We start from the raw sequence: 16852 nt of genomic DNA, 5'->3' as shown, positions 1-16852 counted from the left end.
AATGACCCTCTGATGCTGACCCTGACTTTTCTGGTCAAAACCCTGATTGACCTGTACGTGATGGTGTTGCTGCTGCGTATCTGGATGCAATGGGCACGCAGTGATTTTTACAACCCGCTGGCGCAGTTCGTGGTGAAGCTCACTCAGCCGATCATCGGCCCGCTGCGTCGCATTATCCCTTCGCTGGGGCCTATCGACAGCGCCTCGTTGCTGTTGGCGTTTCTGCTCACCACGCTGAAGTACCCGTTGCTGTTGCTGATTCAGGTCGGCTCGCTCTCGCTAAGCCCGATCAACTTGCTGGTGGGGCTGCTGGCACTGATCAAATCCGCCGGTTATCTGGTGTTCTGGATTGTGATCATTCGCTCGCTGATGAGCTGGATTAGCCAGGGCCGCAGCCCGGTCGATTACATGCTGCACCAACTGACTGAACCGTTGATGGGCCCGGTACGCCGCATTCTGCCCTCGGCAGGCGGTCTGGATTTTTCGCCGATGATCGTGATTTTGGTGCTGTACGTGTTGAATTACCTCGGCATGGATTTCTTCCCGGGGCTGTGGTTCTTGTTGTGAGTGCCGTCAGTCGCTGTGAAGACGGGCTGGTGATTCGGCTGTATATTCAGCCGAAAGCCAGCCGGGATCAAATTGTCGGGCTGCATGGCGACGAGCTTAAAGTCGCCATTACCGCACCACCGGTAGACGGTCAGGCCAATGCCCACCTGATCAAATTTCTCGCCAAACAATTCCGGGTCGCCAAAGGCATGGTCACCATCGAAAAAGGGGAGCTTGGACGTCACAAACAGATTAGGATCGTCAACCCGCAAACCATCCCGGCCGATGTCGCGGGCCTCATTTCCTGAGCCGATTCCCTGAATAAAACATCCCAGACAGATTGCAGGAACAACAGATGCAAAACGTGGTTTTAGCCACCGGCAACGCCGGTAAAGTGCGTGAACTCGCCGGTCTGCTGGCGGATTTTGGTCTCGACGTGGTGGCACAAACCACGCTGGGCGTCGATTCCGCCGAAGAAACCGGTTTGACCTTTATCGAAAACGCCATTCTGAAAGCGCGTCACGCCGCACGCGCGACCGGCCTGCCCGCCATTGCCGATGATTCGGGGCTGGCAGTCAACGCGCTGGGCGGCGCGCCGGGCATTTATTCCGCCCGCTACGCCGGAGAAGACGCCAGCGACCAGCAGAATCTGGACAAACTGCTGGCGGTACTCGACAACGTGCCGGACGAACAGCGTCAGGCCAGCTTCCACTGTGTGCTGGTGTATTTGCGTCACGCTGATGACCCGACGCCACTGGTGTGCCACGGCAGTTGGCAAGGCGTCATCACTCGCGCGCCTGTCGGTGCGGGCGGTTTTGGCTACGATCCCATCTTCTTCGTGCCGCAACTCGGCAAAACCGCCGCCGAACTCAGCCGCGAAGAGAAAAACGCCCACTCCCATCGGGGACAGGCGCTGCGTCAATTGCTGGATGCGCTGCGACATGCTTAATTTGCCGCCGCTGAGCCTGTACATCCACATCCCCTGGTGCGTGCAGAAGTGCCCTTATTGCGACTTCAACTCCCATGCGCTCAAAGGCGAGGTTCCACACGACGATTATGTGGCGCACCTGCTGGCGGATCTGGATGCCGACCTGCCGATGGTGAGCGCTCGCCCGCTGCACAGCATTTTTATCGGCGGCGGCACACCGAGCCTGCTCAGCGCCGAGGCAATGCAACAGTTGCTCGATGGCGTGCGGGCCCGGTTGTCACTGGTGCCGGACGCGGAAATCACCATGGAAGCCAACCCCGGAACCGTAGAAGCCGACAGGTTCAGCGGTTACCAGCGCGCAGGGGTTAACCGTATTTCCATCGGCGTGCAGAGTTTCAGCCCGGATAAACTGACGCGCCTGGGCCGCATCCACGGCCCGCAAGAGGCCAAACGCGCCGCGGTTCTCGCCGCCGGTCTGGGGCTGCGCAGTTTCAATCTGGATTTGATGCACGGGCTACCGGAGCAGTCGCTGGATGAAGCGCTGGATGATTTACGTCAGGCGATAGCGCTCAACCCTCCGCACCTGTCCTGGTATCAGCTGACCATCGAACCCAATACCCTATTTGGCTCACGCCCGCCGGTGCTGCCAGACGACGATGCGCTGTGGGATATTTTCGAGCAGGGGCACCGTTTGCTGAGCGACGCCGGGTACCAGCAGTATGAAACCTCGGCCTACGCCAAACCGGGTTACCAGTGTCAGCACAACCTCAACTACTGGCGCTTTGGTGATTATCTCGGTATCGGCTGCGGCGCACACGGCAAAATCACCTTCACCGATGGCGAGATCGTGCGCACGGTGAAAACCCGCCACCCGCGCGGCTATATGCAGGGAAATTACCTGCAACAACGCAGCGAAGTCGCGCTGGCTGACCGTCCATTCGAGTTTTTTATGAACCGCTTTCGGTTGCTGGAACCGGCACCCCGCGCTGATTTCACCGCGTATACCGGCCTGCCGGAAAGCGTCATCAGGGAACAACTGGACGCCGCACTGACGCAAGGCTACCTGACGGAAACCGAACAGCACTGGCAGGTCACCGAGCACGGTAAGCTGTTTCTTAATTCGTTGCTGGAGCGCTTTCTGACGGAAGAGTGAGAATGTGCGGCGAACGCGGTGAATAGTGGTGAACAAGATACCGACACGACACCACCGACAGGCGATGTCAGGCGGGAGCCGCATTCTGGTCAGGACTCGCTTCTACCCGATTGCGGCCCAGATGTTTAGCGCGGTACAGCGCATCATCGGCATCATTACTCAACTGTGTCATGCTGCTCCCGGCATCGCCCGGTCTGGCGACCGCCACACCAATACTCACCGTCACCACCCCCTGTGGCGACTTGGTATGGGGGATCTCCATCGACTCAACCGCCTGCCGACAACATTCGGCCCATACCAGCGCGTGTTGGTAGTCGGTTTGTGGCAACACCACCGTAAACTCCTCACCACCGTAGCGCCCCAGCAAGCATTCTGACGATGGCAGTTGCCCTGCCAGCGTTTCCACGACTGATTTTATGCAGGCGTCCCCTTTGCTATGCCCGTAGCTATCGTTAAAGCGTTTGAAATAATCGATATCGATCATCAGCAGCGACAACGGCATCTGTGTGGATTCGTGCTGATGCCACAGTTGTTGATAACGCTCATCAAAATAGCGACGATTGGCAATACCGGTCAGCGAGTCGGTCTGTGCTAACACCTGCAACAAGGTTTCTGACTGCTTGAGGTCAGTAATATCGAGCATCGAACCGTAAAACACGATGCTGCCGTCCTCGGGGTAAGACGCCATCGCTTCGGCATGGATCCAGCGTACATCCCCATTTTCAGCGTAGATACGAAAATCGCTGCGCCAGCTATGACGATGAAAATCACCGTGGGCATAATAATGTGCGATACGTTCACGATCTTCTGGCAGGATGCGCTCTCGTAATGGGTGACCCGGGCCGAACGGCACAGCGGTCATCGCCTGCGGTGTCAGGCCCAATACCCGTGTCGAGACCGGGCTACAGTAAACAAACCGATATTCATTACCACGATCCGTATCACCACCAGCGGTATCGCTATGAACTGCATCACTATGAACGGTATTGCTATGAACAACAAACGTATAAAGCACCGCCGGTGCACGCTGTAACAGCATATCCATCATCTGTTGCTGTTGATGCAATTGTTCCTGCAACCGTTCACGTGCAGTGATATCCGTAATCACACTGAGGTAGCCCAGCAAGCGCTCGTCCGGCAGGCGAACCTCGTGAAAACTCAACTCGCCCCAAAAGATACCGCCATCTTTTTTCCGATAGCACCAGACTGAAAACGGCTGATAATGGCGTAACAGCGCCTGTGGCGATAACTGCCCCATCTCCCCCTGACGCAGCACTACCGTGGTGGCATCGCGACCGATAACTTCACAAGCGCGAAAGCCAAACAACCGTTCGGCTCCCGAGTTGAACAAGGTGATGTGATTGGCTGAATCGGTGGCGATGATCGCCGCCTGCGTGGATGCGTTCATCAATAATGAACTACAGGCAGCCATAATCTGTGCGTCACTCACCGCAGACGCTGTCTTTTGCCGAAACGCTATCTTTTTCCAAAAAATTGTCGACCAGCACATTTTTAACCAGTGAAACAGACCAGACATGACCCACCCTGTAACTGAATAAACCGAACTGGCGATTGACCTTCCCCTGTCAGCCAGACTATGGCAAAGCACCCAGCGCTACACTGACTAATTCTCTGCTAACTGGCTGACATCACGTTGGATCCTTGCGTGATAGTATGACAAAGTGAAAGCAGAAATGACCTCAGTCTGGATTTGCGCTGCGATCCCCGAAATAATTCACGTTGCAGAAAAACTGGCAGGCGCATTGAACCGTGCCGCGAAAAGAACGCCCGGCGCTTATCCGGGCCAGCAACCGGAGTGAGCGGCCACGCGACAAAAAGCACACTGGTACGCTGCGTTTTGCCGCGCTAACAGGCTGGGTAATAACACCAACACACCTGCAATATGAAGTATGACGGGTACATAAAGGTAAATCACTATGAAAACTATCGCCCTGCTGGTTGCCACACTCGTGATGGCGACCACATTGAGCGGATGCAACACCGCTCGCGGATTTGGTCAGGACGTTCAGAAGCTCGGCAGTACCATTTCCCATTCCGCCAGTTAACCCGGCGTCAAACCACACCAGCGCCCTGCCCGAGTGCAGGGCGGCGCTGTTACGCCTTAGCGCAACACTTAGAGCCTATCCCATCAGGCGTTATTGGCGTAGCCAGTTTGGACACGGGAAGCCGCGCAGACAACATGCGTTGCCTGTTGAACGGACAAAGTGCTTTGTCCGGCCCAACGGGCGAGCGCAGCGAGTAAACCGGAGCGTACACGTAGTACGTGAGGATTTCGAGCACTGCCCAGGGCCAAAATGGCAAGTGAAATAGCCCTAATGGGATAGGCTCTTACCCCGCGGTTCGCATCGGCACGTGAGGAATACCGTCCTCATCGTAACCTTCACCACAAACCACAAAGCCAAATTGCTGATAAAAATGCTGCAAATGCGCCTGAGCAGAGAGGTATTGCGCTCGTCCCGGCCAGTGACGGGCACAAACGGCCTGAGCATGCATCAGCAACTGATGCCCCAGCCGCTGGCCTCGCGCTTCGGGGGCGACCACGACCCGGCCAATCGTGACCACCTCTTGCCGGTCATGCGGTGCCAGTAAGCGCGCGCAGGCGATCAACCTGCCGTTTTGCCAGGCGGTGACATGCCGGTTACCATCGACCAGATCCAGACCGTCCAGGTCCTGATAAGCGCATTGCTGTTCCACCACAAAAACCTGGCTACGCAGGCGCAAAATGTCATACAACGCATACGGGTTCAGGTCTTTCACCCCCCAGTCATGCCAAATCAGACTCATTGCCTCTCCCGTTATTCCTGCTCATCAGACGTTGGTGCGACCGCAGGCGTTAGCCGACGCCGCCACTGGGTTACCTGTACCCAGCACCACAACCCGGCAATCGCCAGCGCAAACAGCGTGCCGAAACCGATACCGATCGCCAGTACCGGTACGCCGACCTTCACCGCCAGCGAGTACAGCGCCAGCATCAGCAACATCGCGCCGTTTTCACCCAGATTCTGCACAGCAATGGCGTTACCAGCCCCAACGCTTTCCCGGCCACGTTCTTGCAACAGTGCATTGAGCGGCACGATAAAAAAGCCGCCCAACGCCCCCAGCACCAACAGGCAGGCATAGGCATTCATCAGGCTATGTTGCAGGGTAAAGACCACCACCATCACGCCGATTAATACCCCAGCGGGCAGGCAGCGTCGCACAGTTTTCAACGTCACCAGCTTGCCAGCCGCCGCCGCACCGACCACAATCCCCACCGCCACCATGGCGTTGAGTAACGTCGGCGTTGAATTGTCATTAATGCCCAATGCCAGCGGAACCCACAGCACCAGCAGGAAACGTAGCGTCACGCCAGCGCCCCAGAACATGCCGGTGCCCACCAGCGAAAAGCGGGTTTCACCGTTGCGCCACAGTATCTGGCAGGCATCGAAAAACGAGCGCGTCATGCGCGCCGGACGCCAGGATGCGCCGGGACGTGCGGCAGCGAGTTTCGGAATTAACAGGTTAGCGGCCAGTGCGATACCGTAAGCCAGCGCACACACCGCCAGCGCGCCGTAGATATGCCAGTCCGCCAGCACGCCGCCGACCACCGATCCAGTAAGAATAGCGGCGATGGTGGAAGCTTCCATCAACCCGTTGGCTTTCACTAACTGATCGCCACGGGTGATTTCCCCCAGAATGCCGTATTTGGCCGGGGAATAGGCCGCCGCCCCCAGTCCCACCAGCGTATACCCCAGAAACGGGTTCCCACCCAGACAAATCCATAACGCGCCAGCCAGTTTCAGGGCGTTGGCAAACATCATCACCCGCCCTTTGGCGAAACTGTCAGCAAACTGCCCGACAAACGGTGCCAGCACGATATAGGCGGCGACGAACCCCATTTGCAGGAAGGGCTGGCTCCAGTCGGGATACGCCAGCGATTTCACCAGTGCCAACGTAGCGAACAGCAGCGCGTTATCGCCGAAAGCAGAGAAAAACTGCGCCACCATCACCGCATTCATACCGCGGGAAAACAGTGACGACGTAGGGGAAGTCGTGTGACTCATGCATCATGCTCCGAGGGGATAGGCGTGGCATCTTCCGCGGCCACGGCGGGTTGTTCCGCCCATTGCCGCAGCGTGACGAAATCCGGTTTGCCGCTGCCCAATAGCGGCAACTCTTTCAGGTAACGAATATCGCGCGGCACCGCCAGTTCCGGCACGCCGCTTGCCCGAGCTTGTGTCAGCAGGCTATCGCGGGTCAGCATGGCATCGGTGGTAAACAGCACCAGCGCCTCCCCTTTACTGCTGTCGCTGCGGGCGCTGGCGGCATGTTGGGCGTGTGGCGACACCTGATTGGCCAGTCGCTCCACGCTCTCCAGCGACACCATTTCTCCGGCCAGCTTGGCAAAACGTTTTACACGACCCACGATGGTACAAAAGCCCAGTTCATCTAAGTCAACGATATCGCCGGTATCGTACCAGTTCGCCTCACGCTGCCCGTGCTCATTTTCCGCTGCTGGCGATTCCAGCTCGCCGGGGTTTTCCACCCGCAGGTACCCCTTCATCACATTTGGCCCACGCAGTTGCAGACGACCGCCGCGATGGATACCCGCAACCGGGATCAACCTCGATTCCATCCCCGGCAACAAGCGACCAACGGAATGCAGCTTGCAGGCCATCGGTACATTGATAGCCACCACCGGCGCGCATTCCGTCACGCCGTAGCCTTCCAGAATACGAATGCCGAATTTGTCCTGCCACTGCGTCCGCACCCGTTCGGAGAGTTTTTCCGCCCCGGCCACCACATAACGCAGGCGAGCGAAGTCATAGGGGTGGGCAAAGCGGGCATAATGCCCGAGGAAGGTCGAGGTGCCGAACAATACGGTGCAGTTACGGTCATACACCAGCTCCGGCACGATGCGGTAATGCAGCGGGCTGGGATAGAGGAAGACGCGCGCACCGGTCATCAACGGCGTCAACAACCCGACCGTCAACCCAAACGCGTGGAACAGCGGCAAGGCCGACATAAAACGATCGCGCGGGGTGAAATCGGCCACGGTGCGGATCTGCTCTACGTTAGCCATCAGGCTATTATGAGAATGCACCACCCCTTTCGGGTTGCCTTCCGAGCCGGACGTAAACAGAATGACCGCCGCGTCATCCGGCTGCTGCGGGCACATCGCACGCATCGGGAACAGCAGATGGCACAGGATCCACAGCTTATCCGACCATGTCACCGTGTCTTTCAAGTCTTCCAGATAGACCCAATTGGCTTCTTTCACCTGCGGCAGCAGATGCGTCAGCTTGCCTTTTTCCAGAAACTGTCGCGACGTGACGATGGTTTTGATGCGCGCGGCGCTCATCGCGCTCTGAATGCCTTTCGCCCCAGCAGTGTAGTTCAGCATCGCCGGTACCCGGCTGCTGAGCGACGCGCCAAGCACTGTCGCCGCCGTCACCGTCGCGTTGGGTAACAACAACCCGACATGCTCACGCTCGCTGGTAAAACGTTGCATAATGCGCGCCACCCCGAGTGATTTCTTCAGCAGGCCGTGATAACTGTCCTCTTTCAGATTAACGTCTTCGATACAGCCAGAGTGGTAACCGTACCGATCACAGGCGGCCAGAAACGCCTGATACAGCGTATGACGCGGACGTACCGCCATACGCGCCTCCATCATGATGCGATGCAGCGCTTCGCCCGCCAGTTCGCGGCGTTCACGCGCCGAAGGGGCGACGGGCATCGGTAGCGTTGTCGGCGGCAGGAAATGCAGTGAAATTTGTGGGAACAGACGACGACGCAGCACCCCGCCCAAACGGCCGAAGTGCGTAAACTCCGGCCCTTCAATACGAACCGGCACCACCGCCGCGCCTGAGCGAGCCGCCACAAACGCCGCACCGCTGTAGATTTTCATCAGTGAGCCAGTCACGGTAATGCGCCCTTCGGGGAACACCACCACCGGACGCCCCTGCTCCACCAGACGGATTAACTGCTTAATAGCCAACGGCTTGGTAGGGTCCAACGGCAGAAAATCGATATAGGGCTTTAGCCAGCGCATAAACCAGCTATCGGCAATGCGGGAATAGACGGCAAATACCGGTTTGGTTTGTACCGGCAAGAACAGCGCCATCAGCACGCCATCGAGAAAGGAAACGTGATTGGGGGTAATCAATATCTTCGATTGCCGGAAACCGCTTTCATCACCCGAGATCTGAATGCGATACAGGTGCTTGAGCGCCCAGCGTAAAAAGGTATAAATCATCCCACCTCCCTATGTCTAAACAGTAACTCTGACGTAATAGTCACCTTGAGGTAAACCGTCACGCTGCCCGGTTTGGACCCCACATGCCACGGATTGTTCATGGCGGCCAGCCAAAGGGTTCACCATACCATAAACCGTAGCAAGATTAGCGATGCTCAGAAGGGGCAGAAGGGGCAGAAAGACCAGGTAAACAGGGCAAATGCAGATCGCAGGCAAAAAAAAACCTACGCATCCGCGTAGGTTGGTGAAATTTGAATGGTTCAATGTGGAGAACACATCGATTGTCACCCATCAATACCTCTGGGACTTGTTACTCTAAAGACAGTCCCCCTGAATCACTAGCGTTGAATCGAAAGATAACCGTTCGAAGTGCAACTAACTGTAAAATTCTCAGGTGAGCTGTAATAAAGGCGTGAAAACGCAGCAACATCGCCACTGACACGCCCGGATCCAGACTTACAGCGCCCACCAAATCCCTGCTGCGATCCCGCCGAACAACGCCCATTTCACCAGATAGTAAACCGGCTTATTCCAGCTTTTCAGCCGTTTCCCCACTTTGCGTACCGCATAGAGATATTTGAAAATTCGATTGATGCCGCCAGTGCGATCTCCATCGCTATTCGGCGCGGCCGCCGCACTCATCAAATGACGCCCCAGCCAGTAATTCACCGCTTGCGCCCAGCGATAACGCATCGGTCGCTCAATGTCGCAAAACAGGATCAAGCGGTTCTGCCCACTGTGGTTTTCCGCATAATGGATATAGGTTTCGTCAAACAGCACACCTTCACCATCACGCCAGCTATAACGCTCGCCATCGACCTCGATAAAACAACGGTCATCGTTAGGTGTCGACAGCCCCAGGTGGTAGCGCAGCGAACCGGCATACGGGTCACGGTGGCGCGGCAGTCGGCTACCATCCGGCAAGGTGGCGAACATGGCGGCCTTTATCGACGGCACCGAGCGCAGCAACGCGGTGGTATTGGGGCACAATGCATCCGCCGAAGGGTGAGATTCCTCATACCATTTCAGGTAAAAGCGCTTCCAGCCGGTCTTGAAAAACGAGTTGAACCCGGCATCGTTATACCGATCCGAGGCTTTAATTTCCTGCATTGCCAGTAACCTTTCGCCTTCCTCACGGATCGTCTGCCAATTCTGCTGTAGCGCCGCCAGTTCGGGAAAATGTTCAGGTTTGAGATACGGTGTCACCGGGACACGGGAAAACAGGTACATAAAGACGTTGAGCGGTGCGGTAAAGGTCGAGTGATCCGACAATTGTCGCCAAAATGGATATCGCCTACGACCACGGAAATGGACGTAGGCCACCGCCAGAATAAACACCAGCAGAATAATATATTTCATACCGAGACTTCCTTCCCTGAGACAGAGGGTTATCGCCATGACTGAGTACCATACCCAGCGCAAGAGAGAGCACGTTGAAAAAACATTGGCACAACATATGTCAAACAATTCGCTTACGTTTCACGAATATTGCTGCTGAAAGGAAATTGTCGATGGCGTACAAACGGTAAAAGCGATGAGCGAGGCAGATAAAAGCGGTGAAAGTTGCGATCACCGCCTCTTGCGGCCACGGCCTAATTCCGTGACACTCAGGCAGTTACTTGATTCGACGACTCATTTTTACATTAAGAGCCTATCCCATCAGGCGTTATTGGCGCAGCCAGTTTGGACTCGGGAAGCCGCGGAGAACCCGCAGCGTACACGGAGTACGTGAGGAGTTCGAGCACTGCCCAGGGCCAAAATGGCCAGTGAAATAGCCCTAATGGGATAGGCTCTAAGAGCAATAGGAAACCTTCATGGCCACCATAAAGGATGTCGCCAGGCTGGCAGGCGTGTCGGTCGCCACCGTATCACGTGTGATCAACGATTCGCCCAAAGCCAGTGAGCACGCACGCAGCGCCGTTCTGCAGGCCATGCAACAGTTGCAGTACCATCCGAACGCCAACGCCCGTGCGCTGGCCCAGCAGTCTACCGAAACGCTGGGGCTGGTGGTCTCTGACGTGTCCGACCCGTTTTTCGGCACCATGGTCAAAGCCGTGGAGCAGGAAGCCTACCGTACTGGTAATTTTCTGCTGATCGGCAACGGCTACCACATCGCGCACAAAGAGCGGCAGGCCATTGAACAGTTGATTCGTCATCGCTGCGCAGCACTGGTGGTGCATGCCAAGATGCTGCCGGATGAAGAGCTGGCGCAACTGATGGAACAGATCCCAGGCATGGTGTTGATCAACCGTATTCTGCCGGGGTACGAGGCGCGCTGCGTGGCGCTGGATAACCGTTATGGTGCCTGGCTGGCTACCCGACATCTGATTCTGCAAGGGCATCGCCAGATTGGTATTTTGTGTTCCAACCATGCGATTTCCGATGCCGATGACCGCCTGGCGGGCTACCGGGACGCGCTGGCCGAACACGATATTGCACTGGATGAGCAGTTGATCGCCTACGGCGAACCGGATGAAAGCGGCGGCGAAGCCGCGATGACCACGCTGCTGGAGCGCGGCCGCCCGGTGACGGCGCTGACCTGCTACAACGACCCGATGGCCGCTGGTGCGTTGGCGGTGTTGAGTGATAACGGCATCGACGTGCCGCGAGACATGTCGCTTATCGGCTTCGACGATGTGCTGCTGTCGCGTTACCTGCGCCCGCGCCTGACCACTATCCGCTATCCGATCACCGCGATGGCGACACAGGCGGCACAAATTGCGCTGGCGCTGGCAAACAACACACCGCTCCCCAACGCCATCAACCTGTTCCACCCGACGCTGATTCGCCGACACTCCGTCACCAGTTTGAATAATGGGCACTAAACTAGTAAGGCATTAAGACGCAGCAGACACTCAGCTGGAGGTGATGGTTTTACGGCGTCAAAAACTGTGCTGAGGCAGGCGACTTCGCCGGGTGAGCCGCACGGACGCGGCGAAAGCCCGTGCCGCGTCTGGAACGCGTCACGGGCGGCCCGAACAGCGAAGACGAATGCCGAAGGAACCGCGTTAGCGGCACAGTTTAGCCCCTAGCCAGTGGTCAAGGAGAGGCGGCGTTTGAGCCTCTCCTTGTCGTGCGTGCGATGAAATAGCAGAGAAATGACACTGGTTATCCAGCACGAAACCATTCACCGACCGGATAAAAATCACTATCCACGAAGCAATAGGCTGTTTGCAAACAGCGCAGATTACCTTAACGAGCGGTGGTACAGCCGGACCTGTTTATCGGGGTACTCGGGTGCGTCGCCGATGTAACGCCAGCCGTGGCGCTCGTAGTAACCGCTAAAACTGGCGTACAGGTAGAGATCGTCAAAACCGCGTTCGCGGCTGCATTCGATGACAAAACGCTGAAGGTCGGCCCCCAGACCGCGATCGCGGTAGCGTTCGTCCACATACAGCGCCGCCAGCCACGGGGTTAAATCCTGACGGCTTATCAAATCACAACGCCACAGCCCGACCGTACCGACCAGTTGGTCGCCCGCCAGCGCCACGAACGTCAGCGGCAACGCGCGCTTATCCATGCTGTGGTGCACCACGCTGGCAAAAAAATCCCGACTCAGCCCGTCGCCAAACGCCTGCCACAGCCAGTCGACCACCTGCGTCTCACAATGCGGATAATCCGCCAGATAGCCAATGGTTGGCTTAATTTCCATCATCGTCATACGTCAGACCAGTTTTCCCTGAAAAATCGGCACCGAATCAAACAGGTAGCCGTCAAACTCCGGCGCTTCGGCGTCAGAAATTTCCATCAGTGTGGTTTTGACGTTTTCCAGATGCTGCCACATCGCCTGATACGACCCGCTGACGTCGCGACGACGCAGCGCCGCCAGTATCGTCTGGTGATCCGCCAGCCATTTCAGCCGGTAACCGTGGTTGCCCACATGGCTGTAAAGCTGTTGCCAGATAGGGCTTTCGTCCCGGCAAGACCAGATATTGCTGACGGTTTCCAACAGCATCTGGTTTTGGGTCGCCCCTGCTACCTGCAAGTGAAAGATTTTATCGAAATCGCTGCGGTAATCGTTGGCGGCGATAGCCGCCTGTTCCTGCTCCAGCGTGCGCCGCAAATTATCAATATCATTGCGGGTCGCCATGCGAGCGGCAAACGCGGCAATGTTGCTTTCCAGCAGTTGGCGCGCCTGCAACATTTCAAACGCGCCGATACGGTTTTGCGCGTTCGGGGACGGTTCTTCCGCCGACGGCACACGTAACACGTACACCCCGGACCCCTGGCGGATATCCACCGTTCCTTCCAGTTCCAGCATCAGCAAGGCTTCACGTACGATGGTACGGCTTACGCCATAGGTCTCCGCAATATTCCGCTCTGGCGGAAGACGCGCCCCGACCGGGTACTCCCCCTGCTGGATTTTCTCCCGCAGGTCACCCCCTATTTCCTGGTATTGCTTTCTGTCTTGTAGAACCACAACCTTCGTCACAATGCCACCCTGAACGGCCGAGAATTGAACACCGCTGCCGCCCCGACACGGGGCCGGATACCAGGCTGCTTCCTTTCGTCATCGTTACTGCGGCTTCACACCGCGTTCGTCAGGTCCACAGCCTAAACACGAACCGGTGCGTCATCCTACACCGGCTCGCGTTTACAGCAATCAGACTCAGTTTACCAAACTCAGCGCCTGATCGAGTACCTTTGCACCGTTCAGGGTGCCGTAGGCCACCGAGTCGATAACGGCGATAGGAATGTGATACTCGTCGGTCAGTTTTTTGTTTTCCGTCAGCTTAAACCGCACCTGCGGCCCCAGCAGCACAGCGATAATGTCATTGCCGTAAGTCTGCAACTCATCACGCAGGTTCTGTTCCGGGATAGCGTAAATCTGATATTCCATGCCCCGCGCCGCGGCTTCTTTTTCCATTTTGGTCACCACCAGCGAGGTAGACATGCCTGCCGAGCAGGCCAGTACGATCCGTTTCATCTTTCCCCCTATTTCTCTTCATCGTCCAGTTCGAACGTCAGCACACCACTGTCCCGAACCTGTCGGAACCAACTGGCTGATTTCTTCGCTCTGCGCTGCCGGTCGTGCTCCAGGTCTATCTCAATCAGGCCGTAACGGTTTTTAAAGGCATTCATCGGCGACACGTTGTCGGTAAACGCCCACAGCATATATCCCTGACAGTTGGCCCCGTCTTCGCGTGCTTTTAGCGTCCAGTAAAGATGCTCGGCGATAAACGCAATACGGTAGTCGTCCTGTATCACGCCGTGGCTGTCTTTGAACTGGCCTTCGTTTTCAATCCCCATACCGTTTTCCGACACAAACCAGGGCACGTTGCCGTACTCCTCTTTCAGACGCATCGCCATGTCGTAAATAATGCGGGGGTTGATCTCCCAACCGCGCGACTTATTCATTCGGCGGCCAGGCAATTCGAAATGCTCGTAGTACCAGGCTGGGTGGAACGGTGTGTTGCTGTTCCAGGCCCGGCTGGGGGATTTGACCCGATGGGGGTAGTAGAGATTAATGCCCACCTCATCCACGGTGTTCGCGCGGATGATAGCCAGCTCCTGCGCGTCGTAATCCCACTTCACCTGATGCTTTTCCAATAGCGCCAGTAATTCCGCCGGGTATTCGCCTTTCAGCGCCGGGTCGAGAAATACCCGGTTATAGAACAGGTCATACAGGCGTGCCGCCTCAACATCATGCGCTGTACTGGAGCGCGGATAGGTGACTTCCGGGTTCAGGATCACCCCGATGCTGCCCCCCTGCAGGTGGTAACCTTTGTCGCGAAACCGTTGCACTACTTTGGCGGTTGCCAGGTTTTTATGGTGGTTCCACTGCATCCAGATGCCGGTATCCTGCTGATAAGGGTAGCGCACCGCATCCAGATACACGCGGGTCTGTACCACAATCGGCTCATTAAAGGTAAACCAGCGTTTGACCTTACCGGCGTAGCGGGCAAATACCGCGTCGGCGTACTGCACGAACCACTCCACCACCTGCTTCGACGACCAGCCCTGATATTTCTCTAACAGCACCGCCGGGAGCTCATAGTGCTCTAAACACAGCATGGGTTCGATGCCTTCACGCTGCATTTCGTCGATCAGGTTATCGATGTAAGCGGCGTACTCTTCATCCACCACGCCGTTTTCATAATCCAGCATGAAGCGCGACCAGTTAATCGAGGTACGAAAGTGCGTCAGCCCGGTCTGCTTCATCAATGCCACGTCTTCGCGGTAGCGGTTATAGAAATCGGTGGCGATCGCCGGGCCGTAGCCGTTGTGCCATACCTGACGATCCCGCTTGTACCACAGGTCCAGATACGAGTCCTGCCCGCTTTTCTTGCCTGACCACCCCTCGGTCTGCCAGGCGGACGCCGCCGCCCCCAGAATAAAGCCCTCAGGCAGGGTCATTGATACCTTGCTCATTACCGGTCTCCCTTAGATTCAGTATTGCAATACATTCATTATTTCAATGCATTGGCTTGTGTCGCGGCCTCTAACTCCGCCTCACGCTGCGCCAGATCAGCACGACGAGACGCCACTTTGACGAACGGCAGGTAAATCAGGGTAGCGACGATGATGCACACCACCTGTGTCGCGACCGCCCCCATCGAACCGGCGGTAGACAGCCAGGCGTTAATCAACGGCGGCGTGGTCCAGGGCACCATCACCACCGCTTTACCGGCAAAACCCATGCTGGTGGCGAAGTAACCGATGGTGCCGGTCACCAGCGGCGTGATGATGAACGGGATAGCCAGAATCGGGTTGAGCATGATAGGCATGCCGAAAATCACCGGTTCATTGATGTTGAAGATGCAAGGGCCGAAGGAAATCTTGGCGATCTCTTTCATTTCGCGGCGCTTAGAGGCGATCATCACCGCCAGCAGCAACCCGATGGTTAACCCAGACCCACCGATGCTCATGTACACGTCCCAGAATGGCATGGTGATGATGTTCGGCACCTCATGCCCCTGCTCAAACGCGGTCATGTTCACCGCAATCGCCCCCAGCAACAGCGGTTCGCGAATAGGTTTGATCATCTGGTTGCCGTGAATACCGATAACCCAGAACAGCTGTGCCACGAACATCAGAATCAACAGCCCCGGCAGGCTCTGCACGACCGACTCCAGCGGCTGTTGCACCACCTTGTAGATAGCGTCATACAGGTACATGCCGGTCACTTTCTGGAAGGTAAATCCGAAGGTCGCGACCAGCGTGACGGTGATGATCGCCGGGATCAACGCCGAAAACGACGCGGACACATTCGGCGGCACGCTGTCTGGCATCTTGATGCGCAACCCTTCTACCGACTCCAGCTTCGAATAGATTTCTACTGACAGAATGGCGATAAACATGCCGAGGAACAGGCTTTTGGTGTCGGAGAATTGCCGCGCCAGCACATCTTTCACCGGTAATGTCTGACCGTTGATCACCATATCGATGGTGGTCGGGGTAATGGAAATAAAGCAGATCACCGCCAGCAAACCGGGAAACAGGCTACGAGAGCCGTTGATTTTCCCAAGTTCGATGCCTATCAGGAACACCGCGCCGATGGTGAGGAAATTGAGCGTGGCATAGTTAATGCCACTCATGATGGGTTTTAACGGTGCCAGAAATGAAAACAGAGCGAAACTCGCCAGCCCGTTCTTCGGATCCAGCACCATGTTGGAGATCAGCACAGAGAACGCCCCGACGATGATCACCGGCATCAACGTAATGAACGAGGCTTTGATCGCCATGATGTATCTCAGGCTGTTGAACTGGTTGGCGAACGATCCTAATGAATCGATAGCCTTATCCTTGAATGACATAACTCCACCTCTTTGATTTACCTGTGTTTTCAGGGGTTGTTGTTATCAGAGGCTATCGCCCCTGTAGTGGCCGTTACGCGCGGAAGAGAATGGACAGCAGGTTCAGCGCTCTCGCGTTTGGCATACCAAAAAATAAAACAAACGAATAATTTTTCTGTGACACTGTTCTCACAAGTCAATATTGGAATTCCAATAACATGTTTAACAGC

Annotated in this window: 16 protein-coding genes; 6 read left to right on the top strand and 10 right to left on the bottom strand. The window is 56.4% G+C overall.

Features of this window, described 5'->3' with window-relative positions; translation table 11 throughout:
* Positions 1–12: 12 nt before the first annotated feature.
* From LF929_RS03770 to hemW, 4 genes are read left to right on the top strand one after another with little or no spacing between them, the layout of a single operon-like run.
* Positions 13–567, top strand: a complete 555-nt coding sequence (locus tag LF929_RS03770; RefSeq protein WP_023640669.1) for a YggT family protein — start codon at positions 13–15, stop codon at positions 565–567.
* Entirely contained in the window at positions 564–854 is a 291-nt protein-coding gene (yggU, locus tag LF929_RS03765; protein ID WP_012886029.1) for a DUF167 family protein YggU, read from the top strand. Before LF929_RS03770 ends, yggU begins: the two co-directional genes overlap by 4 nt.
* Before the next feature lie 47 nt (positions 855–901).
* Entirely contained in the window at positions 902–1495 is a 594-nt protein-coding gene (locus LF929_RS03760; protein ID WP_019843494.1) for an XTP/dITP diphosphatase, read from the top strand.
* Complete coding sequence (gene hemW / locus LF929_RS03755) at positions 1488–2627, top strand: radical SAM family heme chaperone HemW (RefSeq protein WP_038908937.1); 1140 nt, start codon at positions 1488–1490, stop codon at positions 2625–2627. Before LF929_RS03760 ends, hemW begins: the two co-directional genes overlap by 8 nt.
* 67 nt (positions 2628–2694) lie before the next feature.
* Here hemW and LF929_RS03750 read toward each other — a convergent pair whose 3' ends face one another.
* On the bottom strand, positions 2695–4164 hold the full coding sequence (locus LF929_RS03750; protein ID WP_226092499.1) for a diguanylate cyclase: 1470 nt from the start codon (positions 4162–4164) through the stop codon (positions 2695–2697).
* A 400-nt stretch (positions 4165–4564) separates the two neighbouring features.
* On the opposite strand from LF929_RS03750, the gene LF929_RS03745 reads away from it, so the two are divergent.
* Complete coding sequence (locus LF929_RS03745) at positions 4565–4693, top strand: entericidin A/B family lipoprotein (protein ID WP_012886033.1); 129 nt, start codon at positions 4565–4567, stop codon at positions 4691–4693.
* 283 nt (positions 4694–4976) lie between these two features.
* Here LF929_RS03745 and LF929_RS03740 read toward each other — a convergent pair whose 3' ends face one another.
* The 4 genes from LF929_RS03740 to lpxO form a co-directional block, all read right to left on the bottom strand.
* The gene (locus LF929_RS03740; RefSeq protein WP_016940486.1) at positions 4977–5432 is read right to left on the bottom strand and encodes a GNAT family N-acetyltransferase; all 456 of its coding nucleotides are present in this window, start codon (positions 5430–5432) and stop codon (positions 4977–4979) included.
* Positions 5433–5443: 11 nt separating this feature from the next.
* Positions 5444–6691, bottom strand: coding sequence for a lysophospholipid transporter LplT (gene lplT, locus LF929_RS03735; protein ID WP_226092500.1), 1248 nt, complete (start codon positions 6689–6691; stop codon positions 5444–5446).
* The gene (gene aas / locus LF929_RS03730; RefSeq protein ID WP_226092501.1) at positions 6688–8886 is read right to left on the bottom strand and encodes a bifunctional acyl-ACP--phospholipid O-acyltransferase/long-chain-fatty-acid--ACP ligase; all 2199 of its coding nucleotides are present in this window, start codon (positions 8884–8886) and stop codon (positions 6688–6690) included. The genes lplT and aas overlap by 4 nt, the downstream gene beginning before the upstream one ends.
* 456 nt (positions 8887–9342) lie before the next feature.
* Entirely contained in the window at positions 9343–10245 is a 903-nt protein-coding gene (gene lpxO, locus LF929_RS03725; RefSeq protein WP_038905534.1) for a lipid A hydroxylase LpxO, read from the bottom strand.
* A gap of 455 nt (positions 10246–10700) precedes the next feature.
* Here lpxO and galR point away from each other — a divergent pair, with 455 nt between their 5' ends.
* Positions 10701–11711, top strand: coding sequence for an HTH-type transcriptional regulator GalR (gene galR, locus LF929_RS03720; protein ID WP_168366391.1), 1011 nt, complete (start codon positions 10701–10703; stop codon positions 11709–11711).
* Positions 11712–12073: 362 nt separating this feature from the next.
* On the opposite strand, the gene LF929_RS03715 is transcribed toward galR, so the two are convergent.
* From LF929_RS03715 to LF929_RS03695, 5 genes are all read right to left on the bottom strand, one after another.
* Positions 12074–12547, bottom strand: a complete 474-nt coding sequence (locus LF929_RS03715; RefSeq protein ID WP_210174545.1) for a GNAT family N-acetyltransferase — start codon at positions 12545–12547, stop codon at positions 12074–12076.
* Between the two features lie 3 nt (positions 12548–12550).
* Positions 12551–13318: an FCD domain-containing protein gene (locus tag LF929_RS03710; RefSeq protein WP_038908944.1), complete on the bottom strand. Its 768-nt coding sequence runs from the start codon at positions 13316–13318 to the stop codon at positions 12551–12553.
* A gap of 177 nt (positions 13319–13495) precedes the next feature.
* Positions 13496–13813 (bottom strand): PTS sugar transporter subunit IIB, encoded by a 318-nt coding sequence (locus LF929_RS03705; protein WP_035344014.1) that lies wholly within the window; start codon positions 13811–13813, stop codon positions 13496–13498.
* A gap of 8 nt (positions 13814–13821) precedes the next feature.
* A complete protein-coding gene (locus LF929_RS03700) occupies positions 13822–15258 on the bottom strand; it encodes a glycoside hydrolase family 1 protein (protein ID WP_226092502.1) in 1437 nt (478 codons plus the stop codon).
* A gap of 38 nt (positions 15259–15296) precedes the next feature.
* Entirely contained in the window at positions 15297–16643 is a 1347-nt protein-coding gene (locus LF929_RS03695) for a PTS sugar transporter subunit IIC (RefSeq protein WP_038905538.1), read from the bottom strand.
* Between the last annotated feature and the right edge of the window lie 209 nt (positions 16644–16852).

It is taken from the genome of Dickeya oryzae (assembly GCF_020406815.2).
In the GTDB taxonomy this organism is placed as follows: Bacteria; Pseudomonadota; Gammaproteobacteria; order Enterobacterales; family Enterobacteriaceae; genus Dickeya; species Dickeya oryzae.
The sequence above is the reverse complement of the archived record's forward strand: the minus strand, read 5'-3'. Positions and strand labels throughout refer to the sequence as shown.